Genomic DNA, 25988 nt, shown 5'->3' with positions numbered 1-25988 from the left:
CTTGGAGAGGCAAAGGTGCTGCACTACATTACCCATCGTGAAAGTCAGATCCAAACCTGTCATCAACAGTTCCGGTCTTATACTGCCCGAGCCGTTTTCGGACTGGTTCGCCAGCCGTGGCTGGGAACCGCGCGCGCATCAGCTTGAGCTGCTGGCGGAAACCGCGGCCGGGCGCTCGATGCTGCTGATTGCCCCCACCGGCGCCGGCAAGACGCTGGCCGGCTTTCTCCCCAGCCTCGCCGAATTGACCGCGCGCAGCACACCCAAACCCGGCGCTGCTGGTTTCAGATCGCTGCATACGCTCTACATTTCGCCGCTGAAAGCGCTGGCGGTCGATATCGAGCGCAATCTCGCCCGCCCGGTCGCGGAAATGGGCTTGCCGGTGCGGATTGAAACCCGAACCGGCGATACGCCGCAATCCAAGCGCGCCCGGCAGCGCAGTGATCCGCCCGATATCCTGCTGACCACGCCGGAGCAGGTGTCGCTGCTGATCGCCAACGCGCACGCCCAGAGGCTGTTTGCGGGTCTGCGCTACGTGATATTCGATGAACTGCATTCGCTGATTGCGTCGAAGCGGGGGCATCTGCTGTCACTGGCGCTGGCGCGGCTGCGCAAACTGGCGCCGGACCTGCGCACGATCGGGCTGTCGGCGACCGTGGCTGACCCGGAAGAGCTGCAGCGCTGGCTGGTGCCGCAATCGCCGGGATCCGACGCGATGGCGGGACGGATCACGGTGACGGGCGGAGCCAGTCCGGTGATCACCATTCTCGAAAGCGCCGAGCGCATTCCCTGGTCCGGCCATTCGGCCCGCTACGCGATTCCAGAGGTCTACCAGACCATCAAGGACCATCGCACCACGCTGATCTTCGTCAACACACGCAGCCAGGCGGAACTGCTGTTTCAGGAGCTTTGGCGTAGCAATGACGACAATCTGCCCATTGCCCTGCACCACGGATCGCTGGATGCGGCACAACGGCGGCGAGTGGAAGCGGCAATGGGACGCAACGAGCTCCGCGCCGTGGTCGCCACCTCGACGCTGGATCTGGGGATCGACTGGGGTGATGTCGATCTGGTCATCCATGTCGGTGCGCCCAAGGGCGCCAGCCGGCTGGCGCAGCGCATCGGCCGCTCCAACCACCGCATGGACGAGCCAAGCCGGGCCATTCTCACGCCTGCCAACCGGTTCGAGGTGCTTGAATGCCAGGCTGCGATTGATGCCAATTATGTCGGTGCGCAAGACACACCGCCGGGCGGCGATGGCGGGCTCGACGTGCTGGCCCAGCATGTGCTCGGCATGGCGGCGGCAGCACCTTTCGCTGCCGATGATCTGTATGCGGAAGTGACCAGCGCAGCACCCTATGCGTATCTTGACCGCGACACCTTCGACAAGATCATCGCGTTCGTCGCAACCGGTGGCTATGCACTCAAGAGCTATGAACGCTACGCCCGAATCCGCAAACGGGCGGACGGGCTGTGGCGGATCTCCAATCCGCAGGTGGCGCAGCAGTACCGGCTCAATATCGGCACCATCATCGAGGCGCCGATGCTCAATGTGCGCATGACCAGCCGCAAGACTGGCACCCTGTCCGGACGCGGCGGCCCGCCGCTGGGCAAGGTCGAGGAGTATTTTCTCGAAACGCTTTCCCCCGGCGACACCTTTCTGTTCTCGGGCAAGATCCTCAGATTTGAAGGAATTCGCGAAAACGAATGCCTGGTCTCCAGAGCCTGGGACCAGGATCCGAAGGTGCCGGCCTATGCGGGCGGCAAATTTCCGCTGTCGACCTATCTGGCCCAAGGCGTCCGCGCCATGATCGCTGATCCGTCGAAATGGAGCGCGTTGCCCGACCAGGTGAGCGACTGGCTGCAGCTGCAACAACAGGTTTCCCAGCTGCCCGCCGCCGACAGTCTGCTGATCGAGACCTTTCCCAGGGCTGAGCGGTACTTCATGGTGTTCTATCCCTTCGAAGGAAGGGTGGCCCACCAGACTCTGGGTATGCTGCTGACGCGACGACTGGAACGAATGGGGGCCCAGCCGCTCGGCTTTGTGGCGACCGATTATTCGCTGGCGATCTGGGCACTGCAAGATACGGGAGCGATGATTGCCGATGGGCGGCTAAGTCTCGGTGATCTGTTTGACGAAGACATGCTGGGCGACGATCTCGACGCCTGGCTGAACGAATCCTGGCTGCTCAAACGCACCTTTCGCGCCTGCGCGGTGATTTCCGGGCTGATCGAGCGGCGGCATCCCGGCAAGGAAAAATCCGGCCGTCAGGTCACCGTGTCCGCCGACCTGATCTATGATGTGCTCAGAAGCCACGAGCCTGACCATATTCTGCTCCGCGCCACCCGTGCCGACGCCGCGCAGGGGCTTTTGGATATTCACAGGCTCGGGGCTATGCTGAAGCGAATCAAGGGTCATATCAGGCACCGCGCGCTTGAGCGCATTTCGCCTCTGGCTGTCCCGATCATGCTGGAAATCGGACGTGAGCCGGTGGTCGGCGAAGCCCATGAAAGCATTCTGGCGGAGGCGGCGGAGGATCTGCTTGCCGAAGCACAGACCCTGAGTTGAACGAAACGGAACAGCCATGCCCGGTGCGACTGCGGCGCTCAAGACCCGAACTCCGGCAAGCGGTCCGACAACGGTCGATGTGACCGTCAACGGTACGGCTGTCGTCTGCGACCGGACAGGGGTGATCTGGCTGCCCGACAGCGGCACCTTGGTGGTGTCGGATCTGCATCTGGAAAAGGGGGCTGCCCATGCCCGGCGCGGCATGTTGCTGCCGCCCTACGACACGGCGGCCACGCTGGCCCGGCTGGCGGTTGCCATCGCGCGCTACAATCCGCGGCTGGTGATCAGCCTCGGTGACAGCTTTCACGACCGCAGCGGCTCCCAGTATCTCCCCGACTGCTACCGTGACGAATTGATTGGTCTGCAGCGGGGCCGGCAGTGGAGCTGGATCGAAGGCAACCATGATCCCGAACGGCCCGCCGGCCTCGAGGGCGACTGGTGCAGCCAATTGCATGTTGAAACTCTGGTTTTTCGCCACGAGCCAAACTACGGCGCAGCCGACGGCGAGATCGCCGGTCATCTGCATCCGGTGGCGCGCGTGGTCAGGCGCGGCAAGGGAGTGCGGCGACCCTGTTTTGCCAGCGATGGCAAACGGATGCTGATGCCAGCATTCGGCTCGACCACGGGCGGGCTCGAGTTGCGACATTCAGCGATGCGTGGGCTGTTCGACCAGAACGCACTGGTGGCCCATCTGATTGGCCGTGAACGGATGTATTCGGTTGCCTTCACCCGGATGAATGGCTGACAAGGCCCATGGCGGAGCCGCTCCCGTCCCGGCACGCCATCGAACGTCAATTCTTGCGGAATATCAAACTTCCCAGCCATCCCGTCAGCATGGCGAGAAGCACCGCGACCAGACCGTAGGCCAGCGAATTGGCATGGGCGAAATTGTAGATGAACTGCTCGAGGCCAGTCTTGACCACCCGGAGCGGAATCACCTTTTCCATGACAAACTGGCTGTTCTTGTAGAGCACCGCGCGGACTTTGTGCGGGCCCACAGGAATATTGGCCGGAAGCCTTACCGAGGCGCGAAACAGGGATTTGGATATGAACTGGACGCCGGTCGGGGCACGCTGATACAGGCCGTCGCTCTGCTTGATGCGGCGCAGCGCTTCACGGAACTCGGTCAGCCTCGAGCCGTCACCGACCACACCGGTGGGCACCAGCCGCACATTGTTGATGCCTATGTCGTGGGCGGCAAGCTCCATCAGATTGGCAATATCGGCCAGTGGTCGCGTGCTGGACAACGAGTAGGACGCCGGGATCGGTTCGAACCGGATCGAGTGGCGGTTCATCCAGATTCCGGCTACGCGCTCCTTGCGGCGAACGGTGGTCGACTGGCGAGGTCCTTCAAGGGCGACGACAATGTCATAGGCGAAGGTTGCCAGCAGCAGCTCGTCAGCGCGATCAATGGCGCCAAAGACGGTGATGTCGGCACCGGAGAAATCCGATGTTATGGCAATTTCATTGGTGGAGATCCCGATGTCTATCCGCTCGGAAAATTTTTCGTTGATGGTGACTGTCGGGTCAGCGAGTTGGGCCGCAGCGGGCAGGCTGGCAAAAAGGGATCCGACAAACATAAATATCGCGGTACGCATCAGAATCCGAAGCTCCCACTGACCACCGAGTAAACCTCATCGGGCGGCAGCACCAGCTCGAACCCGAGACGAATGCCAACGCCGAGAACCAGAATCGCCAGACCGGCGCGCAACTGTTCGCCACGCATTTTCTGGCCGACGCGAACGCCGTACTGGGCACCGATCACGCCTGCGATCATCAACAACCAGGCCAGAACGATGTCGACCGAAAAATTGGTCGTCGCCTGCACGACGGTGGTAAAGGCCGTGACGAAAATGATCTGGAACAACGAAGTTCCAATGACCACATTGGTCGGAATGCGCAGCAGGTAAATCATCGCCGGAACCATGATGAACCCGCCGCCGACGCCCATGACGGACGTCAGAATGCCGATGCCGAAACCAAGCAGGATGACCGGAATGACGCTGAGATAGAGCTTCGAGCGCTTGAAACGCATCTTGAACGGTAGCCGATGCACCCAGTTGTGCTGTCCGGGCTTGCGCATCGACACTGATTTGTTGTTGGCGGCACGGCGAAGCGAAATCACGCTCTCCCAAAGCATCAGTCCGCCGACCGAACCGAGAAAAACGACATAGAGCAGCGAAATGATCAGATCGAGCTGACCAAGCCGTCGCAGCATTGAAAATATCTGTATGCCGACCGTTGCGCCGGCCAGTCCACCGACGAGAAGAACCAGCCCCAGCTTCATGTCGAGCGTGCCGCGGCGGAAATGCGCCAATGCACCGGAAACCGATGATGCGACGACCTGGTTGGCGCCGGTGGCAACGGCCACAGCCGGCGGAATATTGTAGAATATCAAAAGCGGCGTGATCAGAAATCCGCCGCCGATTCCAAACATTCCCGACAGAAATCCTACCGCCGCGCCCATCCCGAGGATGACGAAGATGTTAACCGACAATTCTGCAATCGGCAGGTAGATGGTCACCTTGCGCCCCCGGGCGTCAATGACTGGGAAAAGGGTTACGCCGGGGATTATCCGACAACAAGGTTTTGCGCGTTTCAGCCGTGGGAGTCAAATCGCATGGCCACTTCTGGAAGCACAAGGTACTTGATTTTCCAAATTTTTTTACCGCTGCGCCTGACATGCTTGTCCACACTGTCGGCAAGACCGCAAAAAGACGCCGCAGCGCCGTCGATGCCTGTCAAACAGTCGCGAGACATGGCCGCGGATTTGCGACGGCAGCACTCGGGCGCCGCAGCAGAAGCAGAAAGCCGACGCCTGCTGAAGGCGCTGCAATTCCGGCGAGGCTCCAAGCCTGGAGGTCAGCTATTGCGGTCGAGCAACTCCCTGACCAACCTGTCATCTATTTCCCCGGTGGCCTCCAGGCCGATCGAGGCCTGAAACTGCTTTATCGCCGCGATCGTCTTCTTGCCCATCACGCCGTCTGGCTTGCCTGCGTCGAAGCCATTGTTGTTGAGAATAGCCTGAATGTTGCGCACGGCCTTGGTCATGTCCACAGATGCGGTTTCAGTGGATTCGCCTTCCCACGATGCCGGCACTTCAACGATATTGGCGTCCGGGCTGACTTCAGTTGCAGACCAATTGGCAACAGAGGCACGGGCTGCCTCCACCTGCTCGGGCCGGAGCGCGTTGAAGACTTCGTCGCGCTTGACCGCGGCATCCTTGTCGCCCTCATTGGCGGCAATGGCGAACCATTTATAGGATTTTTCGAGATCGCGCTCGATACCGTCGCCGCGGGCGTAGAGGATCGCAAGATTGACCTGGCTGTCGCGAACGCCGACTTCAGCCGCGCGGCTGAACCATTCCGCTGCATTGACGAAATCCGGCACCGCGCCGGCTGTCGCATAGAGGACAGCAAGGTTGTGCATGGCGCTCGCATTGCCCTGTTCCGCAGCCATCTGGTACCATTTCTTGGCAGCATCGAGATCCCGCTCGCGGCCGCTTCCCTTTTCGTAGAAGTTGGCAACACGATATTGCGAGGGAGCGTGCCCGAGATCGGCAGCGCGCTGGTACCAGCTAGCTGCGGTCTCAAGATTGACCGGGACGCCGCGCCCTTCGGTGAAGCGAGCGCCGATTTCGTAAAATGCCAACGGATTTCCCGAAGCCGCGGCCGCCTTGAGCGTGTCGGAGACCGCCCCCTCGGGGAGAGCATCGAGTTCCGTTGCAAGCAGGCTGTCGGCTGCCGGGGCCTGAGCTTCATTTGCCTGCATGGCCACGGTGTCCTCGAGCGAGGTGGCCACTTCCGCCGTCTGGCTGGGCAGGGCCTGCGGCGTGTCCGTTGCCATGGGCGTCTCGCCAGGCTCGATCAGCCGGACCTCGGGCAAGCGCGCTTCGGCTGCAGCTTCCGGCGGCTGGAGATCGTCAAGCGAGGTGTCACCGCCCTCCAACGCCGTCGGCAGTTCAAGCGGATCCGCCTGTTCGATGACGACTGGTTCAACCGTGGCCACATCTTCGCTGCCATCCTGCAGCAATCCCGAGACCAGCGGATAGGACATGATCGCGAGCAACACCGCGCCGGCAGCCATGAGGATCGGGCGACGGCGGGATTTGAGCACATCGAGCATACCGCCGCCAGATTTGCGCTTGTTGCCGATGGTTTCGACTTCGGCTGCAGCCGCCATGGCGGCCCGGCGTGCCGAGGCCAGGAATTCCGGCTTGCCCGATCCGTCGTCGCCTGCTGTGTCCCGTTGCCGTTCGGCGGCTTGAGCTTCACGCACCTTTTGCAGAATACGGTTTATATCCGGTGCGCCCGAACCGGGTTCGAGCGGCATGTTTGCTGTCTCCTGATCCATCTCCAAGGATGGATCGAGCGGCGGGGAATCATCCACGGCAAACTGAGGCTCGCGCGGCGCGTCGACGCTTTCCTTGCCGGGCCTTATGCGCGCCGCCAAGCCGGAGAGGAAAGACTTGTCGGTGGTGGTTTCCGACGCCTCGGGGCCATCGCCATTTCCGGCCTTCTGGCGGATTGCAAAGGCTGCTGCCTGCGCCGCTGCTTCAGACGGCGAACGGCCGACCTGGCTCTGCTGATCGGCGCGGGAGCGGTCGGTTGCGACAAGATCGTCCTCGTACCCGGCCGGCATCATGTCGTTATCAAGCGCTTTGGTTGAAGCCTGCGGCATGGGGCTGGCAGCCAAGCGCTGCGCGACAGCTGCGCCATCAAGGCTTTCCAACCGTCCCGATATCTTCAACAAAGTGTCCTGAACGGCCTCGAAGGCACGGGTGGTCCGGTCTTCAGTCTTTCGACTGTGGCCTTCCAGTGCTTTCAGGTCATCCGCCAGGGCCGTGATAATTTCTATGTTGGCGATCGACTGCGGCGTCGGCGTGCTGCCCATCCGGCCGGCATAGGCCGACAGAGCCGCTTCAGCCGCCTGGCGGGCGGCCTCGACGACGAACTCATCGCTGGTGGCCAGATGCTCCTCGATCGAGGCTAACCGCTCATCGAGTATCTCGCTTCCTGCGGTTGCAGGTGCGGAGCTCACCAGTCGGGAGAGGTTGGCGATCTGGTCTTCCAGGCCCCGCAGGGCGTCATCGCTGTGGCCAGACTGCTGGCTGCTCGACATATCCAGCCTGTTGGCAATATCGGCCAACCGGGCTTCAAGATCTTCGATTCCGGGCATCATCACCGGAGCATGCTCCGTCTGCGGCCGGTCAAGGCGGGCAGCTATCTCGGCCAGTTGCGCCTCGACATTTTCCAGCCCGTTCACCGGCTGCATGGCCACGCTGGCCGCAGACAGTTCCGCTTGCTGAAGCCTGGATGCTATCTCGGCCAGTCTGGCCTCCAGTGTTTCAAGGCCCGGCAACGGATCAACGGTGCGCGAAGCGGTGGCTTCGGCGCGGCCGATCAGGGCTTCGAGGCGACCGATGACAGCTTCGGGCACAGCACTGGGCTGCTGCTGCTGCGGGATCGAGAGGCTCTCAATCTGATGGGCGAGCTGATCAAGCCGGGAGATCAGTGATTCATCGACGCCGCGTGCATCGAGAGCTTCGATCTTGCTGTTGATGTCGTTGAGGTAATCGGTCAGTTCCGGCATACGGTCTTCACGGCTGCCGTTCTCTATATAGGCCTGAAGGTTTTCGATCCGGGCATCCAGCCGGGTGACCGCCTCGTCATCCGCCAGCTGCGCCACACGCGCGGCCAGATTTTCGATCCGGCTGCCGATCTCCGATTCGGCCGCGGCAGGCTCCATATCATCAAGTTTGCGGGCCAGGGAGGCGAGACGCGCTTCCAGACGCTCAAACGGCGCATTGTCCATCGCGGGCACGACGGGAGCGGGCATAGCCGCAATGGCACGGGTGATTTCGTCGAGCCTTGCGCCCAGCAGATCGAACTGCTGGGGAAAGTCGGGACTGGCCAGAGCTGATTGCCGGGTCATTGCCTCGATTGCGTGTGAAAGCTCGGCAACCTTGTCTTCAATCGCCTGCCCTTGACCGCTTGCGGGCATTGCCGAAAGAAATTCGCGGATATCATCAACCCGGTAAGCCAGGTTGACGAGTTCATCGCGCACAGCACCGATATCGAGGCCAGAAACCTGCTCCTCCATTGCCTGCCAGCGGGTTTCGAGAGAACGAACACTGTCTTCACGGGCCAGTTGATCGACCATCGAGCGCATGGAATCCAGTTCCAGCCGAAGCGCATCGGCTCCACTGCCCTGCTCACCCAACGCATCGATCGATGCGGAAATTCCAGCGAGATCACGGCGCAACTCCTGCGGCAGGGCCTGATTGCGCGCTTCCATGCGCAGATCGTTCATTTCCTGGCGCAAAGCGCTCATTTCCCTGATCAGGTATTGATTGAGATCAGGCCTGGGACCCGGAAACGAAGGCGAGGTCGGATCTGCAGCGGCTCCTGCTGCAGGCTGACGGTGATCGGCGCCGTGTTCTGAGATGCCATGGGACGAATGTCCTGGCCCGGATGAGGGAGTTGCCCCACCACGGCGCGCGCCTTCAAGGGTTCGTTGTCTGGCGCGAATGCCTTCGAGCAGATCGGCGCCCAAACCGTCGGGCTGCACAGTCTGCACAGACGATTTCTGCGGACCTGACGCAGACCGGCCGGCGGCGGCCGTACCGCTCCGGCCAAGGATGTCTCCAATTCGTGCTTCCAGCCCCTCGATGGTACGATTGAGCGCATCCAGATTGGATTCGCTGACGCCAGGCCGATTGGAATGAGATCGCGATCCGTTCATTTTCGTTTCCGCTTCGCGTTATATTCTGGAGCTTGCCACTCCACCCCGTCCGCAGCATATCCGTTCCGCTCTTCAGCTTGCCGGGCAAATCTCCCGTCACTGATGACCAAATTTCAAACGGGTAAAACGAGATACAAGCACCCCGGCCACACTGCTCTTCCCACGCACATTCGGCGAAACGTGGTAAACAACCCGTTAACCAAAGTTACTTTTCTTCAACCCGGCAGCGGGCAATTGGCACGACTTGACGTACCGGAAGATATAGTGTCACACCGGAAACCCCTGGGGCGAAACTGCACTATGGCGAATTTGGCCAACGATGAATGAGATGACCGACACCAGCGCGGACCACGATCAAGCGGTCTACAAAATTGGCGATCTGGCCGAAGAATTCGGCGTGACGCTGCGCACATTGCGTTTTTACGAGGACAAGGGCCTGCTCAAGCCGACACGTGTCGGCGTCACCCGGCTGTTCAGCAAACGCGATCGCGCCCGTCTCAAACTCATACTGCTGGGCAAGCGGGTCGGATTCTCCCTGACTGAAGTCAAGCGGATGATCGACCTGTATGATCCGCGCGGCAAGAATGTCACCCAGCTCAAGGTCGCCCTGACAAAAGGGGAAGAGCAGATGCGCGTTCTTGAACAGCAGCGTGACAACATCCATGTCGCGATTGCCGAGCTGGAGCGTACCATCCAGGTGGTCCGCGATATGCTGGCCGAATCAGAGTAGTCCATCGCAATACAGACGTCCCGCCCTCCCAACCCGCCCCAAAGGCGGGTTTTGTCATTGATCACCGGCAATCTCTGACCCGGATTCTGGCTAACGTGCAGTCAGCACGATTATCCCAATCCCCCTTCATCCTCGAATGCCTGTTTTCATCGCGATTTCAACGCCCCTTGTCCTGAATTCGAAAAACACCTCGGCTCCCGTTTTCTTCACATCCCCTGAAGGAATGGCCTGAAAATGCCGATTATTGATGGTTTTCAGGGTCGCAGTGACAGGACACTGGCCATTAGAGCCTTTTTTTACGTTTACGCGAACGTCAAAATTTAGTATGCAATCTTCATGCAGTTCGCCGGGCTATCGTGCCTGATGCGACGAACCTAAAAGGGATGAGGGTCCATGCCAGTCTTCAAGGCGCCAGTCGACGATACGCTTTTCATTCTCAATGATGTGCTCGGTTACGAGCGCTACATGAATTTGCCCGGCTTTGCGGATGCGAGCCCGGACATCGTCGAAGCCATCCTTCAGGAAGGTGCGCGGATTTCCGAAGAGGTGATGCTGCCGCTCAACCAGATCGGTGACCAGGAAGGCTGCACCCGGCATGACGATGCGACGGTCTCGACTCCGAAGGGCTTCAAGCAGGCTTACAGGCAATATTGTGAAGGCGGCTGGCTCGGCCTTGCGGCGCCGACCGAATATGGTGGGCAGGGCCTGCCTTACACGCTGCACACTGCCGTTTCGGAATACATGATCTCGGCCAACCTGTCGCTGTTGATGTATCCCGGCCTGACCCAGGGCGCCGTGGCCGCGATCAATGAACACGGCTCGGACGAGCAGAAGACGAAATATCTGCCGAAGATGATCGAGGGCACCTGGACCGGGACGATGAACCTGACCGAGCCGCATTGCGGCACCGATCTGGGGCTGTTGCGCACCAAAGCAGTGCCGCAGGATGACGGCAGCTACAAGATTTCCGGCCAGAAGATCTTCATCTCCGCCGGCGAACACGACATGTCCGACAATATCATCCATCTGGTTCTGGCGCGCATCGAGGGCGCTCCCGAAGGGGTGAAGGGCATCTCGCTGTTCATCGTGCCCAAATTCATGGTCGGCGAAGACGGCTCGCTGGGCGAGCGCAACCCGGTGACCTGCGGCTCTCTCGAAGAGAAGATGGGCATTCACGGCAATGCCACCTGTGTGATGAACTATGATGATGCCAAGGGCTATCTGCTTGGTGCCGAAAACGCTGGTCTCAAGGCGATGTTCGTGATGATGAACGAAGCGCGTCTCGGCGTCGGCCTGCAAGGCCAGGCCATGGGCGAAATCGCCTATCAGAATGCGGTTGCCTATGCACGCGAACGGCTTCAGGGCCGGTCGCTTTCCGGGCCCAAATATCCTGACAGGAAAGCCGATCCGATTATCGTGCATCCCGACGTGCGCCGGACCTTGTTGACCATCCGCGCCTTCAACGAGGCCGGTCGCGCCTTCATGCTGTGGACAGCACTGAAATCCGACGTTGCGCACAAGTCCGATGTCGAGAGCGAGGTTCAGGAAGCCGACGACCTGCTCAGCCTGGTGACGCCGGTGGTCAAGGGCGTGCTCACCGACAAGGGCTTTGACCACGCGGTGATGGCGCAGCAGATGTTTGGCGGCCACGGCTATATCGAAGAATGGGGCATGAGCCAGTATGTCCGCGATGCCCGCATCGCAATGATCTATGAGGGCGCCAACGGCATCCAGGCGCTGGATCTGGTCGGGCGCAAACTCGGACAGAACGGGGGCCGCGCCGTCATGGCCTTCTTCAAGGAAGTCGGCGACTTCTGCGAGGAAAACCGCGGCAATGAAGAGTTGACGCTTTACACCAAGGGGCTGAAGAAGGGCCTCAATGATCTGCAGGCTTCGACCATGTGGCTGATGGAAAATGCCATGGCCAAGCCGGACAATGCCGGTGCCGCCTCGACCGATTACATGCATCTCTTCGGTCTGGTGTCGCTCGGCTACATGTGGGCGCTGATGGCCAAGGCCGCTGTCGAAAAGCGCGCCAACGGCGCTGACGGCAAGGAAGACTTCCTCGCCGCCAAACTGCTGGTCGGAAAATTCTACATGGAACGCATCATGCCGGAAACAGTCTTGCGCAAGTCCCGCATCGAAACCGGCTGCGAGACCATGATGGACCTGGCCGAAGAGGCTTTTTGAGCTGCGTCAGACAGATGACTTTGTGACGTCAGCGGGCGGACTGAGCCGCCCGCTTGAAAATTCGGGAGGAAGACATGGCAACCTTGCCATCTGAAGTTCTCGGTGTCCCGCGTCCGGACTGGATGGACGATGATGTCGCGATGCTCGAGGACATGGCCAAGCGCTGGCTTGAATCCGAAATCGTGCCGCATTACGACCGCTATGAAAAGCAGGAAATGGTCGACCGCAGCGCCTGGGAAGGTGCCGGAGCAGCCGGACTTCTCTGCGCCTCGATGCCGGAACACTACGGTGGCTCGGGCGGCAGCTACGCCCACGAAGCGGCGATCACCGAAGCCCTGGGGCGCACCGGCACCGACGGTTTCGGCATCGCGCTGCACAATGCCATCGTCGCCCCCTATATCCTGCATTTCGGCTCGGAAGAGCAAAAGCGGACATGGTTGCCGAAAATGGCCACGGGCGAGATGATCGGCGCCATCGCCATGACCGAACCCGGCGCCGGCTCGGATCTGCAAGGGATCAAGACGACGGCCAGGAAGGATGGCAATCACTACGTCATCAACGGCTCCAAGACGTTCATCACCAATGGCCAGCACGCCAATCTGATCATCGTGGTGAGCAAGACCGACCCGACCAAGGGCGCCAAGGGCGTCTCCCTGATGGTGATCGAGACCGAAGAGGTCGACGGCTTCCGCCGTGGCCGCAATCTCGACAAAGTCGGGCTCAAGAGTAACGACACGTCGGAATTGTTTTTCGACGACGTGCGGATTCCGACTGCCAACATGCTCGGCACTGACGAAGGCCAAGGCTTTGCCCAGTTGATGACCGAACTGCCGCAGGAGCGGTTGCTGATTGCCAACCAGGGAATCTCGATGATCGAGCGGGCATTGGCGATCACCATCGATTACGTCAAGGAGCGCCGCGCCTTCGGCAAGGCGGTGATCGAATTTCAGAACACCCAGTTCAAGCTGGCGGAACTGAAATCGGAGGCGGTGATGGCACGGGTGTTCGTCAACCATTGCATCGGCGAGCATCTCAAGGGCCAATTGACCTCAACCACGGCGTCGATGGCGAAATATCTGGTCTCGGATCTGCAATGCAAGGTGGTGGATGAATGCGTGCAACTGCATGGCGGTTATGGATACATGAACGAATATCCGGTGGCACGGATGTTCCGCGATGCCCGCGTGCAGCGGATTTACGGCGGCACCAACGAAATCATGAAATTGCTGATAGCCCGGAGTCTGTAAGCCGATGACCGACTTCACTCTCGATTGTTTTGTGGAAAGTGGCAACGCCTACAAGGCGGCACTGATGCTGGAATTGTGCAGCGCTGACTGGCAGCCACGCCGGGTGGCTTTCTTTACCGGACAGACCCGCTCGGCGGATTTCCGCGCCTTGAACGTCATGGGTGAAGTGCCGGTGCTCACCCACCACAAGGTGGACGGCGATCTGGTCCTGAGCCAGTCCGGCGCCATTCTCGATTATCTGTCGCGGGAGTTTGACCGCTTCGGACCGGCCAATGAAGACGAGCGCCGCGAGATTCTGCGCTGGCTGTTGTGGGACAACCATAAACTGACCAGCTACACCGCAACCGCCCGTTTCATGAGCCACTTTCAGAAAAAGCCGGACGACCCGGCGACGCAGTTCCTGCAAGCCCGCGCCATCAGCGCCTGGAAGGTGCTCGAAGCGCATCTCGCCGATCGCGATTTCGTGGCCAGCGGACACCCGACAATCGCCGACCTGTCGCTGTGCGGCTACCTGTTCTGGCCCGATCAGATCGGCATGAATCCGGAAGCCTATCCCAATATTGCCGCCTGGCTCGACCGCATTGCCGCCCTGCCCGGCTACAAACGACCTGAAGACCTGATGCCGAGCGGGCTGAACCCTGCAACGGCAACCGCCTGACCCGAACACGATAACACTGGAGATCACCGCAATGGTTGATGTATTTGTCTATGATCACGTCCGCACCCCGCGGGGCCGCGGCAAGAAAGACGGAAGCCTGCACGAGGTTCCATCGGTGCGGCTTGGGTCGCACATGCTCGAGGCGCTGCGCGACCGCAACGGCCTTGACACCAGCAAGGTCGACGACATCATCATGGGCTGCGTCGATGCCATCGGCGAGGCCGGCGGCGACATTGCGCGGGCTGCGACCTTTGAAGCCGGTTATGCCACCGAGGCGCCGGGCATCCAGATCAACCGCTTCTGCGCCTCCGGTCTCGATGCGATCAACCTCGCTTCCGGCAAGATTGCCTATGGCGCCGATGACATCGTCATCGCTGGCGGCGTGGAATCGATGTCGCGCATCGGCATCGGCGCCCAGGGCGGTGCCTGGTTCATGGATCCGTCGGTCAACATTCCGGCCTATTTCATGCCGCAGGGCGTTTCGGCCGACCTGATCGCCACCAAATACGGCTTCTCCCGCGACGACGTCGACGCCTATGCGGTGGAAAGCCAGAAGCGCGCCGCGCAGGCCTGGGAGAAGGGCTATTTCGACAAGTCGGTCGTGCCGGTCAAGGACATCAACGGTCTGACCATTCTGGACCGGGACGAGCACATGCGGCCGGGCACCGACATGCAGGCGCTGGCCAGCCTCAATGCCTCCTTCGGCATGATGGCGGAAATGGGCGGCTTCGGCGCGGTTGCGATCCAGGCCCATCCCGAGATCGAGTCCATCAATCATGTCCACCATGCCGGCAATTCGTCCGGCATCGTCGATGGCGCCGGACTGGTGCTGCTCGGTTCCAAACGCGGCGGCAAGACGATGGGGCTGGCGCCCCGCGCCAAGATCCGCGCCTTCGCCAATATCGGCTCCGATCCGGCGCTGATGCTGACCGGTCCGGTTGACGTGACCGAAAAGCTGCTCAAGCGGGCCAAGATGAAGGTCGAGGACATCGATCTGTTCGAACTCAACGAGGCGTTTGCCTCGGTAGTGCTGCGCTTCCAACAGGCCTTCGACATTCCGTCCGACAAGATCAATGTCAATGGCGGCGCCATTGCCATGGGTCACCCGCTCGGCGCCACCGGCGCCATGATCCTGGGCACCGTGCTCGACGAGCTTGAGCGCCGCGATCTCAACACCGCCCTTGTGACGTTGTGCATCGGCGCGGGCATGGGCACCGCGACGATCATCGAACGCGTCTGATTTCCGGAGAACCGATATGAGCAATGAGATTTACACCGTAGACGTCGACAATGACGGCATCGCGCTGGTCACCTGGGACATGGCCGGCCGGTCGATGAATGTGTTCACACAAGAGGCACTGGAGCAACTTGACGGACTGGTTGACCGCTTCGTCGCCGACGACAATGTCAAAGGCGTCGTATTCACCTCCGGCAAATCATCCTTCTCCGGCGGCGCCGACCTGACCATGATGAAGACCATGCTGGCCAGCATGGAAGAGGAGAAACGCAACAATCCGGAGAAGGCGCAACAGATGCTGTTCGACCAGGTCGGCCGGATGAGCGGGTTGTTCCGCAAGATCGAAACCTGCGGCAAGCCATGGGTGTCGGCGATCAACGGTGTGTGCATGGGCGGCGCGTTCGAATTGTCGCTGGCCTGCCATGGCCGTGTGGTGGCGGATTCGCCTGCCGTCAAAATGGCGTTGCCGGAAGTCAAGGTCGGCATTTTCCCCGGCGCCGGCGGCACCCAGCGGGTGCCGCGCCTGACCAATGCGCAGGACGCGCTGCAGATGATGACCACCGGGCAGTCGCTGACGCCGGCCCGCGCCAAGGCGATGGGTCTTGTCCACGAGGTGGTCGAACCGAAAAAACTGGTGGCTGCCGCCAAGGCGATGATCAAGGGCGGGCTGTCGGCGGTCGCGCCCTGGGACGTCAAGGGGTTCAAGCTGCCCGGCGGCAAGATCTGGTCTGCGCAGGGCGCGCAATTGTGGCCTGCGGCTTCGGCCATCTTGCGGCGCGAGACACAGAACAACTACCCCGCCGCCAAGGCGATCCTGCAGAGCGTGTTTGAAGGCCTGCAGGTTCCCTTCGATACCGGCTTGCGGATCGAGCAGCGCTATTTCAGCCATATCCTGCAGACGCCGGAAGCCCAGTCGATGATCCGCTCGCTGTTCGTCTCGCTGCAGGAAATCAACAAGGGCGCGCGCCGCCCCGAGGGCATCAAGCCGACCAAGTTCCGCAAGATCGGCGTTGTCGGCGCCGGCTTCATGGGCGCGGGCATTGCCTATGTGACGGCCAAGGCCGGCATCCCCGTGGTGCTGATCGACCGCGATGTCGCGGCGGCTGAAAAGGGCAAGGCCTACTCCGAGGAACTGGTGAAAAAGGGCATCCAGAGGGGCAAGACCACCAAGGAAGAGGGCGACAAGCTGCTGTCGCTGATCAGCACGTCGACCGATCACGCCGATCTGGCGGATGCGGATCTGGTGATCGAAGCGGTGTTCGAAGACCGTGAGGTCAAAAAGGCGGTGACCGAATCCATCGAGGCGCAGATCCGCCCGACCACGGTCTATGCGTCAAACACCTCGACGCTGCCGATCACCGGGCTCGCCAAGAACTCGAAGCGGCCGAAGAACTTCATCGGCATCCACTTCTTCTCGCCGGTGGACAAGATGCTGCTGGTCGAGATCATTCTTGGCCGCAAGACCTCGGACAAGGCGCTGGCCGTGGCGCTCGATTATGTTGCGGCGATCAAGAAGACCCCGATCGTGGTCAACGACACCCGCGGCTTCTTCGTCAACCGGTGTGTGCTGCGGTACATGAACGAGAGCTACAACATGCTGGCTGAAGGCGTGCCGCCGGCAATGATCGAGAATGCCGCCAAAATGGCCGGCATGCCGGTCGGACCCCTGTCGCTCAATGACGAGGTGGCGATTGATCTTTCGCTGAAGATCCTGCGCGCGGCCGTTGCCGATCTGGGCGAGAAGGCGGTCGACCCGCGGCACCTGGCGCTGGTCGAGCGCATGGTCGAGAAGGAGGGCCGTCTGGGCCGCAAGAACGGCAAGGGTTTTTACGACTATCCGGCCAAACCCGCCAAAAAACACCTGTGGCCCGAGCTGAAGACGCTCTATCCGCAGCTCGACCCGGCCAAGATCGACGTGCAGGAATTGCAGAACCGCTATCTGGCGGTGATCGCACTGGAAGCTGCCCGCACCGTGGAGGAAGGCATTGTCACCGATCCCCGCGAAGCCGATCTCGGCACCATCCTTGGCTTCGGCTTTGCCCCGCACACCGGCGGAGCGCTGAGCTACATCGACAATATGGGCGCCAAGGCCTTTGTCGACATGTGCAAGGTGCTGGCGCGCAAATACGGCAAGCAGTTCCGTGCCCCGAAGCTGTTGGTTGAGATGGCGGCGAACGGCGAGACCTTCTACGGGCGCTTCAATCCCTACCGCGACGACAAGGCCGCCGCCTGATCAGGTGGTGCTTGTCACGGAACTTCAAACGGGCCTTCTGGCCCGTTTGTTGTTTCAGGGCCTTGTTGCCACCAGCGCATAACAGAGCGGAAGCTGGGCGCTGACGCCGGTATGGCTTGATAGCCAGAAAATTAACCGGGCAAACGCATGATACCAAAGAGCCTTGCCGGGATTTGTCCATTCGGCACTGTCGGTCAAAAGCGAGGTCCGTTCAATGTCCGTCATCGATTACTATTTCTACTGCGCATCGCCCTTCACCTATCTGGGGCACAATCGGATTTGCGAAGTCGCGGAACGCCACAAGGCGACGCTGAACTACAAGCCGGTCAACCTCGCCGCCTTGTGGGACATTTCAGGCGCCGTTCCGCCTGGGCAGAGGCCACCGGTGCGGCAGCGGTTGCGGCTGATCGAGTTGCAGCGCCTCGCCGCCTGGCGCAACCTGCCGATCAAGACGACACCCAAGTACTGGCCGGTGGATGCGGCCCTTGCCGACCGGATCATCATCGCTTTGGTCAACTCCGGTCATGACCCTCGCTACTTCATGTCCAAGGTGCTGTCCGGCGTGTGGGCCTATGACGAGAACATCGCCGATGAAGCCGTGCTGATCTCCTATCTTTCGCAGGTGGGGCTCGATGCGGCGCCGGCCATTGCCGAGGCCAAGACAGACGAAATCGCCGCGATCCGCGAACGCAACTCGAGCGAAGCCATCGCCGCCGACGCCGTGGGAGTGCCGACCTATGTGCTCAACGGCGAACCGTTCTGGGGACAGGACCGTATCGAGTTGCTCGACGAAGCTCTGAGCTCCGGCCGCAAACCGATCCGGGCACACTGAGCCGGATGCAGACCTTGTCCGAGCGCCATGCCAGTGAGGATATTTTTCCTATCGCTCTTTACTCGGCAGCGGCTGATCATGTAGAAAGAGAGCTGTCGGGCCCGAGCATCCTACGCCCGGCCCTGTTCTGAAACAGCGGGATCCTGGACCATGCTCTCGCATGAACGCATCTGGTCAGCGCTCGACGCGCTTGCGGAGCGCCACGGGCTTACAGCCTCGGGGCTTGCCCGGCGTGCCGGCCTGGACCCGACGGCCTTCAACAAGTCGAAGCGTTCCGGCGCCGATGGCCGCCACCGCTGGCCGTCGACGGAATCTCTTGCCAAGGTGCTGGACGCCACCGGGGCTTCGCTCGAAGACTTCATGAGCCTGGTGCGCGGCGAGCAGCAGCCGACCGAGGCTCTGTTTCCCGAAGGCCCCTTCCCACCACAGACCGGTTCGATCCCGCTGCTCGGGTTCGCCCAGGCCGGGTCCGGCGGTTTTTTCGACGATGGCGGCTTTCCCGCCGGTCAGGGTTGGGATGTGGTGGATTTTCCGGCCCAGGCTTCCGACCGGCCCGGCGTTTATGCGCTCGAAGTCCAGGGCGACAGCATGATGCCGCTGTACCGCGACGGCGACATACTGATCGTCGAGCCAGGCGCCCAGATCCGCCGCGGCGACCGGGTGGTGGTGCGCTCGCGTGAAGGCGAAGTCATGGCCAAGGTGCTCAACCGCCAGAGCCCGCGATCGGTGGAGCTGATCTCGCTCAATCCCGATCACGCCAACCGCAGCTTTGACGTCAGCGAGATCGACTGGATTGCCAGGATCATCTGGGCCAGCCAGTAGCCGAGGGGTCGCCAGACTGTCGCAGACCGGCCCAATCGACCAAGGCCCGCTTGCGCGGCGGAGGGGGGCTTCTTATCTTGCATCAAGCACTCAGGAGATAATCTGCCGATGACTGACCGTATCACCACCCACGACGCGCTGATTTATCTGATGGTCACCATGTCCGCTGTCGACAAGGCGATGAATGACGCGGAACTGGCGCGCATAGGCCGTCTGGTGACTTTTCTTCCGGTGTTTGAAGGGTTTGACGCAGATCGCCTCGTCGGCGTCACCCGCGCCGCCGCCGAACTGCTCAAGGGGCCTGAAGGGCTCGACATCGTGCTCGAAGTGGTGCGCGACGCGGTGCCACACCGATTCTACGACACAGCTTACGCGCTGGCTGTGGAAGTCGCATCGGCGGATTACAATATTCAGCAGGAAGAAATCCGGCTGCTGCAGATGTTGCGCGACCGCCTGGGGCTGGACAAGCTGACTTGTGCTGCCATCGAGCGCAGTGCCATGGCCCGGTTCAAGAGTCCCTGAGGCGTTGCAGACGGCGGAGCACGCACAGGCGCACCCGGCAGATCCGGGGTTCACCAGATCGTGTTTCGCCTGCGGCCGGCAGCTTGTGGCATGAAAGCGCCAGAACATCACCTGGAGGCACACAATGACCTTGTTCGGACTGTCCGAGCCGGTGCTCCGGCTCCTGGCTTTTTCAACCATTTTCATCACGCTCGCAGCGGTTGAGTTGCTGGCGCCACGGCTTGAGCGCGACGAGATGCGGGGCGCACTGAAATCCCGGCGCTGGGTCACCAATGTGGCGATGGTGGTGCTGTCCTCGGTGGCGTTGCGGATCCTGTTCCCGCTGGCTGCCGTGGGCACCGCGCTGTGGGCTCATTCGAACGGGCTGGGATTGTTTGCGATGCTGGGGCTGCCCGTGTGGATGGCCGGAGTTCTGGCCTTTATCATTCTGGATTTCGCCGTCTGGCTCGAACATCTGGTCAGTCACAAATGGCCATGGCTGTGGCGCATTCACCGGATGCACCACGCCGACACCGGCTTTGACCTGACCACCGCGCTCAGATTCCATCCGCTCGAAATCGTGCTGTCGATGCTATGGAAGGCCGCGGTCATCATCGCGCTCGGCGCGCCGGCGGTGGCGGTACTGGTGTTTGAAATCGTGCTCAATGGCGCGGCAATGTTCAATCACGCCAACATCAAGCTTCCCAGGGCGGTTGATGCCGTGCTGCGGCTTGTGGTGGTGACGCCCGACATGCACCGGATCCATCATTCCACCGACCGGCGCGAAACCGATTCCAATTACGGCTTCAACCTGGCGATCTGGGACCGGATGTTCTCGACTTACACCCAGACGCCACGGCGCGGCGACACCGGCATCGAAATCGGCCTGTCGGAATGGCGTGACGGCCGCCGCGCATCTGGTCTTGGCTGGGCGCTCGCGCTGCCCTTCGCGTCAACGCCGGGTGCGAAAACACCGCCAAAGCCGGATCAATAAAGCCCGTTGGGAAACCAGCGCAGATAGAGCTCGGAAAAGCGGCCATTCCGGTTGAGTTCTGCGAGCGCATGATCAAACGCCTCGGCAAGCGCAGCCCTTCGCGGGCTGACCGCGATTGCCAGGCCCTCGCCAAGATGCGCTTGCGAGAAATAGGGACCATCGAAAAAACGGCAGCAACCTTCGGCAGACTGGCTCGAAAGCCAGAAGGACAGTTGCAGCCCGTTGCCGAACACCGCATCGATGCTGCCCGCCTTGAGCGCGTCAAACATCCAGCCCGGCCTTGAAAAGGTGACCGGCTTCACGCCGCCAAACCAGTCCCGCACCATCGCTTCATGCGCCGTGCCGGCCAGGACGCCGACCCGCTGTCCCGCAAGCGCCTTGGCGCTGTTCTGGGTGGGGAGCTTGTCGGCACGGATGGCGAAGCGCGCCGGCAGGGCCAGATAGGTCCGGGTGAAATGGTGCGCAGCGCGGCTGTCGGCGGTGATTGCCAAGCCAGCTATCAATGCTTCCGCCTGGCCGGTCGACAAGGCACCCTCCAGTTCGGCCCAGGGGAGCGCCTGGATCTGGCACCGCGGCAATATCTCGAGTTCGTCACAGATGGCGCGGGCCAGATCAATGTGAAAACCGGCAAGGCGGCCGGTCTGATCCAGAAAGTTGAAGGGGGGAAAGTCCACAGTGGTGACAAAACGGATGCGGTTGTAGGTGCTCAGGTCGGGCACCGGGATGCGCTCTCGCGGATCCGTGTAGTTGGGCACGAGAATTTCATCAGTGGCCAACCTGTCGGTGGCCAAAACCGGGAGTGCCGCGGCTAAAAAGGCGATAAAAGCGCACAGAATGCGCAATATGCCCGCAAATTTCAGGGGTGCAATTGCGCCCGCATTCACTACCATAGATTTCACTCTCCGCTTCAACCGTCATGTGTTTATCAGAGTCATGGCCCCAGGCAAAACCTTCCGTCAGCATGCACACGCCGGCTTTCGTGCGCATTTGCGGCTGAAGAGGGGGGCCGGGCACGGACAGGTCCCGGTGCAGCCGGAGCTATCTCACCAGGTGCCTCGGGCGTATGCGTCCGAGGCATTGTTGTTTCTGGGCTGCGGCATCGGCAAACCGCATGTCCATGCTGCGGCAAAGGCCGCGCAAACCAACGCCACAAGCATCGAGAAGGAACTGCTGGCGGAGGGGCTGATCGAGCCCGACCTCTATTATCGCTGGCTGGCGGAGCAGCTGGGCCTTGCCTATCTCGAGCGGATCGAGCCAAGCGAGGTGGTCCGGCTGGACTCAACGGATGTGCTGCTTACCCGCGACGGCCCGCTCAGGGTCTCGCGCGCCAAAGGCCAGATTACGGTGATCGTCCCTGAAGCCCGTTATCTGGATATGCACAGGGCGCAACTGGCTCAACGGCCGCGATTGCGCGACCGTCTGGCGGTCGCCTCACCCGCAACCATTCGCACCGCGGTGTGGCGGGCAGGTGCCGCTGACCGGGTCAGAAAAATCACCTTCGAACTTGATCAGGACCATCTTGACGCCAGCGCTCGGCGGGTGATGACCGGTCCGCAAGGCTTTGTGCTGGGAACAGCAACCTATGGATTTGCAACCGCGTTTTTATTGTGGCCAGCCGGGGCATTTGCCGCAATGCACCTGTGTCTTACAGCATTTTTCTCAGGTGTCGTGCTGTTGCGTCTGAGTGCGCTCGTCGCATCCTTGGTCAACACACCCAAGCCGCTTCCGGAAAGACCGGCAGTCGATACCGGACTGCCGGTCTACACGCTGCTGATCGCTTTGCGCAACGAAGCCGAGATGGTGCCAGCCATCGTGTCGCGGATCTCGGCCTTGCGCTGGCCGAAAAGCCGTCTCGACATCAAATACATTTGCGAGATCAGTGACACGGCAACAATTTCCGCCTTGCAATCACAAAATCTCGGGCCGGAGAGCGAGATCGTCCGGATACCCGATTTCGGTCCGCGCACCAAACCGAAGGCCCTGCAATATGCCTTGCAGGGCGCGCGCGGTTCGCTGATTGCCGTCTATGACGCAGAGGACAAGCCCGCGCCCGGACAATTGCTTGAGGCCTGGACAGTTTTCCGTAACAGCGATCCAAGCCTTGGTTGCCTGCAATCGCCCCTGGCGATCGCAAACCTGCGCTCGAACTGGATCACAGGATTGTTCGCGCTGGAGTACAGCGGCTTGTTCCGCGTGCTCATCCCCTTTCTCGCCCGCCTCCGGATGCCGATTCCGCTGGGCGGCACGTCCAATCATTTCCTGCGCTCCGCCCTCGAAAAAGCGGGTGGCTGGGACCCGCACAACGTCACCGAGGACGCCGATCTGGGACTGCGGCTGTATGCCCATGGCTATCATACCGGCACGCTGAGCCGCGCCACGGTCGAAGTCGCCCCGTCCTCGCTGAATACCTGGATTCGGCAACGAACCCGCTGGCTAAAAGGCTGGGCGCAGACCTGGCTGGTGGCCATGCGACGGCCGCTGCACACCGGCCGCGCACTGGGAGCCGGCGGCTTCGTCATCTTTCAGTTGATGATCGCCGGGATGCTCGTCTCCGCGCTGGCGCACCCTTTGATGTTTGCTTTCATCGGATTTACCATCGCCTGGCTTGCCAGCGATCCGGGAGCCGAAATCTCGACGCTGCAGCGCACCCTTATGTGGATTGACCTGGGCAATATCGGCGGCAGTTACCTGACCTTTTTTGCCATGGGCTGGCGCGGATTCACCCTGCATGAACGGGCCAGGCTCAGTAGCCGATGGCTGTGCATGACCCCGGTCTACTGGCTGCTGATGTCCTATGCCGGCTGGCGGGCGCTCGGCCAATTAGCCTCCAACGCGCATCTGTGGGAAAAAACGCCGCATCACGCACCACCGGAATGGGTGGCTGCCGCGAAGGGATCGGGGATCGCGGGCGGATCTGAAGTGGTGGAGCGGGTGAAGGGAATCGAACCCTCGTCTTAAGCTTGGGAAGCTTCTGCTCTGCCATTGAGCTACACCCGCAAAAGCCGCCCGATCCTTGGCGCTGTTCTCCGGTGGTGTCAAGTCGCATCGATGGATCAGGCCAGCGCTTGACTGGCTGCCGGGCCGACCGCATATGAAGAGCGCCCTGCTCCAACCCAAAAGCATCCCATGCACCAGCTCAAAACCTTCCTGTCATCCCGACGTTTTGAATTCTTCATCACGGCTCTGATCATCCTCAATGCCCTGACGCTCGGGCTCGAAACCGTGCCTGCGGCGATGGAGCGGTTCGGCTGGCTGTTGCATGTACTCGACCGGACCATACTCGGGGTCTTTGTGCTCGAAGTGGCGGCGCGGCTGGTCGCCTGGCGGCTGGATTTCTTCCGTGATCCCTGGCGCGTGTTCGATCTTCTGGTCGTTGGTGTGGCGCTGATGCCGGCCACCGGTGCGCTTTCGGTGCTCCGGGCGCTGCGCATACTCAGGGTACTGCGGATTATCAGCCTGGTGCCGTCGCTCAAACGGGTTGTCGGTGGACTTGTCAGCGCCCTGCCCGGAATGGGATCGATCATGCTGCTGCTGACCCTGGTTTTCTATGTGTTTTCGGTGATGGCGACCAAGCTCTACGGCGACAGCTTTCCCGAGTGGTTCGGCTCGATCCCGGCTTCGGCCTATTCGCTGTTCCAGGTGATGACGCTGGAAAGCTGGTCAATGGGCATTGTTCGCCCGGTGATGGAGGTCTATCCCCTGGCCTGGGCGTTTTTCATTCCGTTTATCGCCTGCACGACCTTTACCGTGCTCAACCTGTTCATCGGCATCATCGTTTCGGCCATGCAGGAAGAACATGAAGCCGAAGTCACAGCGGACCGGGAGTCTATGGTGTCAGACCAGAGTGCGATGCTGGAGGAACTCAAGGCAATCCGCAAGGATCTCGCTGAACTGCGGGCTGCACAGACTGACCGCGTCCAGCAGTCCTGATCAAGCCAGATCAGGCCAGGCCAGATGCAAGGTCCGGGTTCCTATTCAGTGCGGAAATGCTTGGACAGTTTCAGACCCTGCGCCTGATAATTTGATCCCAGACCCGTCCCGTAGAGCGCTGCAGGATGTTCGAGCATCCGTTCATAGATCAGCCGGCCGACGATCTGGCCATGCTCGAGAATGAACGGCACCTCATGGCTACGTACCTCGAGTACGGCCCTGCTTCCGGCACCGCCGGCCTCGGTATGGCCAAAGCCGGGATCAAAGAAACCGGCATAATGCACGCGGAACTCGCCGACCAGCGGATCAAACGGCGTCATCTCGGCTGCATACAAGGGCGGAACATGCACCGATTCCTGGCTGGCAAGGATGTAGAACTCATCCGGATCCAGGATCAGGTCGGCTGAGCCGCGGTTGTGCAACGGCTCCCAGAAATCGAAAACGTCCTGTGCTGCACGCTTGTCGACATCGATGACGGCCGTGTGGTGCTTGCCGCGATAGCCGATGAGACCATCATCCCCCTGCCCCATCAGGTCGATCGAAAGCGCGATTCCGCCGCCGGAGACATTGGGCGTGTCGGACGCAACCAGCGTCTCGCGCCGATGGAGCGCCGACAGCTCGTCTTCGCCAAGCAGCGCGTAGCCCTGACGGAACCGGATTTGCGACAGGCGTGATCCGGTGCGTGCGACAATGGGAAAGGTGCGCGGGCTGACTTCCAACCACAGCGGCCCGTTGTAACCCGGCGCGATCTTGTCGAATTCCTGACCGTAATCCGTCATCACCCTTGTAAAGATGTCGAGCCGCCCGGTTGAGCTCTTGGGATTTGCCGAAGCTGAAATCTCGGGCGGCAGCGCGAGGGCTTCAAGCAGCGGAACGATGTAGACACAGCCGGTTTCCAGCACCGCGCCCGCCGAAAGATCGATTTCGTGCATGCTCAGCCGCGCAAGCTTGTCTTCGACCTTTGCAAACGGGCCAGGCATGAAGCTGGCCCGGACCCGGTAGGCGCGCGAGCCAAGCCTGAGATCAAGGCTGGCCGGCTGGACCTGGTCAGTATCCAGCGCACGACTGGACACAAGTTTGCCAGCGTCAAAGAGCGCCTGAATCGCGCGGTCTGAAAGTATGCCTGCTACCAAGATCGGCCTCTTTTGTTCATCTGCAGCCTTGATCGCAAGGCGGGACGATTGACGCAAGCGCCAGCAGGCATTAAAAGCAGGGTTATCCCGTGGTGATTTGGCCGACCGGCTTGCAGCCACGTTAAACAAGTCGCTAAAAAGGTCGGGTTGCAAGACCGGCTGGCGACT

General features: G+C 61.1%; 19 protein-coding genes, 1 tRNA gene and 1 riboswitch. Of the genes, 14 read left to right on the top strand and 6 right to left on the bottom strand.

The annotated features are described in order from the left end of the window. Positions 1 to 37: 37 nt before the first annotated feature. On the top strand, positions 38 to 2569 hold the full coding sequence (locus PZ897_RS11430) for a ligase-associated DNA damage response DEXH box helicase (RefSeq protein WP_275752413.1): 2532 nt from the start codon (positions 38 to 40) through the stop codon (positions 2567 to 2569). Between the two features lie 16 nt (positions 2570 to 2585). Next, positions 2586 to 3314 carry a ligase-associated DNA damage response endonuclease PdeM gene (gene pdeM / locus PZ897_RS11425; RefSeq protein ID WP_275752412.1) on the top strand — a complete coding sequence of 243 codons (729 nt, stop codon included), beginning with the start codon at positions 2586 to 2588 and terminating at the stop codon, positions 3312 to 3314. Between the two features lie 46 nt (positions 3315 to 3360). Here pdeM and PZ897_RS11420 read toward each other — a convergent pair whose 3' ends face one another. The 3 genes from PZ897_RS11420 to PZ897_RS11410 form a co-directional block, all read right to left on the bottom strand. Then, the gene (locus PZ897_RS11420) at positions 3361 to 4167 is read right to left on the bottom strand and encodes a TIGR02186 family protein (RefSeq protein ID WP_275752411.1); all 807 of its coding nucleotides are present in this window, start codon (positions 4165 to 4167) and stop codon (positions 3361 to 3363) included. After that, the gene (locus PZ897_RS11415; RefSeq protein ID WP_275752410.1) at positions 4167 to 5093 is read right to left on the bottom strand and encodes a sulfite exporter TauE/SafE family protein; all 927 of its coding nucleotides are present in this window, start codon (positions 5091 to 5093) and stop codon (positions 4167 to 4169) included. Before PZ897_RS11415 ends, PZ897_RS11420 begins: the two co-directional genes overlap by 1 nt. 338 nt (positions 5094 to 5431) lie before the next feature. Next, positions 5432 to 8902: a peptidoglycan-binding protein gene (locus PZ897_RS11410; protein ID WP_275752409.1), complete on the bottom strand. Its 3471-nt coding sequence runs from the start codon at positions 8900 to 8902 to the stop codon at positions 5432 to 5434. A 739-nt stretch (positions 8903 to 9641) separates the two neighbouring features. Here PZ897_RS11410 and PZ897_RS11405 point away from each other — a divergent pair. From PZ897_RS11405 to PZ897_RS11360, 10 genes are all read left to right on the top strand, one after another. Beyond that, positions 9642 to 10043 (top strand): MerR family DNA-binding transcriptional regulator, encoded by a 402-nt coding sequence (locus tag PZ897_RS11405; RefSeq protein ID WP_275752408.1) that lies wholly within the window; start codon positions 9642 to 9644, stop codon positions 10041 to 10043. Positions 10044 to 10436: 393 nt separating this feature from the next. Beyond that, positions 10437 to 12233 carry an acyl-CoA dehydrogenase C-terminal domain-containing protein gene (locus PZ897_RS11400; protein WP_275752407.1) on the top strand — a complete coding sequence of 599 codons (1797 nt, stop codon included), beginning with the start codon at positions 10437 to 10439 and terminating at the stop codon, positions 12231 to 12233. A 74-nt stretch (positions 12234 to 12307) separates the two neighbouring features. Continuing rightward, entirely contained in the window at positions 12308 to 13480 is a 1173-nt protein-coding gene (locus PZ897_RS11395; RefSeq protein WP_275752406.1) for an acyl-CoA dehydrogenase family protein, read from the top strand. 4 nt (positions 13481 to 13484) lie between these two features. After that, positions 13485 to 14138, top strand: coding sequence for a glutathione S-transferase family protein (locus tag PZ897_RS11390; protein WP_275752404.1), 654 nt, complete (start codon positions 13485 to 13487; stop codon positions 14136 to 14138). A 31-nt stretch (positions 14139 to 14169) separates the two neighbouring features. Continuing rightward, positions 14170 to 15378, top strand: coding sequence for an acetyl-CoA C-acetyltransferase (locus PZ897_RS11385; protein ID WP_275752403.1), 1209 nt, complete (start codon positions 14170 to 14172; stop codon positions 15376 to 15378). 16 nt (positions 15379 to 15394) lie between these two features. Continuing rightward, complete coding sequence (locus tag PZ897_RS11380; RefSeq protein WP_275752402.1) at positions 15395 to 17608, top strand: 3-hydroxyacyl-CoA dehydrogenase NAD-binding domain-containing protein; 2214 nt, start codon at positions 15395 to 15397, stop codon at positions 17606 to 17608. Positions 17609 to 17822: 214 nt separating this feature from the next. Beyond that, a complete protein-coding gene (locus PZ897_RS11375) occupies positions 17823 to 18440 on the top strand; it encodes a 2-hydroxychromene-2-carboxylate isomerase (protein WP_275752401.1) in 618 nt (205 codons plus the stop codon). A gap of 150 nt (positions 18441 to 18590) precedes the next feature. Continuing rightward, a complete protein-coding gene (locus PZ897_RS11370; RefSeq protein WP_275752400.1) occupies positions 18591 to 19262 on the top strand; it encodes a helix-turn-helix transcriptional regulator in 672 nt (223 codons plus the stop codon). Positions 19263 to 19370: 108 nt separating this feature from the next. After that, positions 19371 to 19784: a tellurite resistance TerB family protein gene (locus tag PZ897_RS11365; protein ID WP_275752399.1), complete on the top strand. Its 414-nt coding sequence runs from the start codon at positions 19371 to 19373 to the stop codon at positions 19782 to 19784. A 124-nt stretch (positions 19785 to 19908) separates the two neighbouring features. Further along, positions 19909 to 20757 carry a sterol desaturase family protein gene (locus PZ897_RS11360; RefSeq protein ID WP_275752398.1) on the top strand — a complete coding sequence of 283 codons (849 nt, stop codon included), beginning with the start codon at positions 19909 to 19911 and terminating at the stop codon, positions 20755 to 20757. Here the strand turns inward: PZ897_RS11360 and PZ897_RS11355 are convergent. After that, the gene (locus PZ897_RS11355; protein ID WP_275752397.1) at positions 20751 to 21512 is read right to left on the bottom strand and encodes a transporter substrate-binding domain-containing protein; all 762 of its coding nucleotides are present in this window, start codon (positions 21510 to 21512) and stop codon (positions 20751 to 20753) included. The genes PZ897_RS11360 and PZ897_RS11355 overlap by 7 nt on opposite strands. Before the next feature lie 295 nt (positions 21513 to 21807). On the opposite strand from PZ897_RS11355, the gene PZ897_RS11350 reads away from it, so the two are divergent. Beyond that, complete coding sequence (locus PZ897_RS11350) at positions 21808 to 23715, top strand: glycosyltransferase family 2 protein (protein ID WP_275752396.1); 1908 nt, start codon at positions 21808 to 21810, stop codon at positions 23713 to 23715. On the opposite strand, the gene PZ897_RS11345 is transcribed toward PZ897_RS11350, so the two are convergent. Beyond that, positions 23681 to 23754 (bottom strand) — tRNA-Gly (locus PZ897_RS11345). The genes PZ897_RS11350 and PZ897_RS11345 overlap by 35 nt on opposite strands. Before the next feature lie 129 nt (positions 23755 to 23883). On the opposite strand from PZ897_RS11345, the gene PZ897_RS11340 reads away from it, so the two are divergent. Next, entirely contained in the window at positions 23884 to 24687 is an 804-nt protein-coding gene (locus tag PZ897_RS11340) for an ion transporter (RefSeq protein ID WP_275752395.1), read from the top strand. Positions 24688 to 24728: 41 nt separating this feature from the next. Here PZ897_RS11340 and PZ897_RS11335 read toward each other — a convergent pair whose 3' ends face one another. Then, a complete protein-coding gene (locus PZ897_RS11335; RefSeq protein WP_275752394.1) occupies positions 24729 to 25820 on the bottom strand; it encodes a 2'-deoxycytidine 5'-triphosphate deaminase in 1092 nt (363 codons plus the stop codon). Between the two features lie 79 nt (positions 25821 to 25899). Next, positions 25900 to 25978: riboswitch (SAM riboswitch) on the top strand. Positions 25979 to 25988: the final 10 nt, after the last annotated feature.

This window comes from Hoeflea sp. YIM 152468 (genome assembly GCF_029210485.1).
Lineage (GTDB): Bacteria > Pseudomonadota > Alphaproteobacteria > Rhizobiales > Rhizobiaceae > Hoeflea.
The sequence above is the reverse complement of the archived record's forward strand: the minus strand, read 5'-3'. Positions and strand labels throughout refer to the sequence as shown.

Bases quoted from the DNA above. Each gene is read 5' to 3' on its own strand.
- pdeM (WP_275752412.1), top strand. From the start codon at position 2,586: ATGCCCGGTGCGACTGCGGCGCTCAAGACCCGAACTCCGGCAAGCGGT.
- PZ897_RS11420 (WP_275752411.1), bottom strand. From the start codon at position 4,167: ATGCGTACCGCGATATTTATGTTTGTCGGATCCCTTTTTGCCAGCCTG.
- PZ897_RS11410 (WP_275752409.1), bottom strand. From the start codon at position 8,902: ATGAGCGCTTTGCGCCAGGAAATGAACGATCTGCGCATGGAAGCGCGC.
- PZ897_RS11405 (WP_275752408.1), top strand. From the start codon at position 9,642: ATGACCGACACCAGCGCGGACCACGATCAAGCGGTCTACAAAATTGGC.
- PZ897_RS11400 (WP_275752407.1), top strand. From the start codon at position 10,437: ATGCCAGTCTTCAAGGCGCCAGTCGACGATACGCTTTTCATTCTCAAT.
- PZ897_RS11395 (WP_275752406.1), top strand. From the start codon at position 12,308: ATGGCAACCTTGCCATCTGAAGTTCTCGGTGTCCCGCGTCCGGACTGG.
- PZ897_RS11390 (WP_275752404.1), top strand. From the start codon at position 13,485: ATGACCGACTTCACTCTCGATTGTTTTGTGGAAAGTGGCAACGCCTAC.
- PZ897_RS11385 (WP_275752403.1), top strand. From the start codon at position 14,170: ATGGTTGATGTATTTGTCTATGATCACGTCCGCACCCCGCGGGGCCGC.
- PZ897_RS11380 (WP_275752402.1), top strand. From the start codon at position 15,395: ATGAGCAATGAGATTTACACCGTAGACGTCGACAATGACGGCATCGCG.
- PZ897_RS11375 (WP_275752401.1), top strand. From the start codon at position 17,823: ATGTCCGTCATCGATTACTATTTCTACTGCGCATCGCCCTTCACCTAT.
- PZ897_RS11370 (WP_275752400.1), top strand. From the start codon at position 18,591: ATGCTCTCGCATGAACGCATCTGGTCAGCGCTCGACGCGCTTGCGGAG.
- PZ897_RS11365 (WP_275752399.1), top strand. From the start codon at position 19,371: ATGACTGACCGTATCACCACCCACGACGCGCTGATTTATCTGATGGTC.
- PZ897_RS11360 (WP_275752398.1), top strand. From the start codon at position 19,909: ATGACCTTGTTCGGACTGTCCGAGCCGGTGCTCCGGCTCCTGGCTTTT.
- PZ897_RS11340 (WP_275752395.1), top strand. From the start codon at position 23,884: ATGCACCAGCTCAAAACCTTCCTGTCATCCCGACGTTTTGAATTCTTC.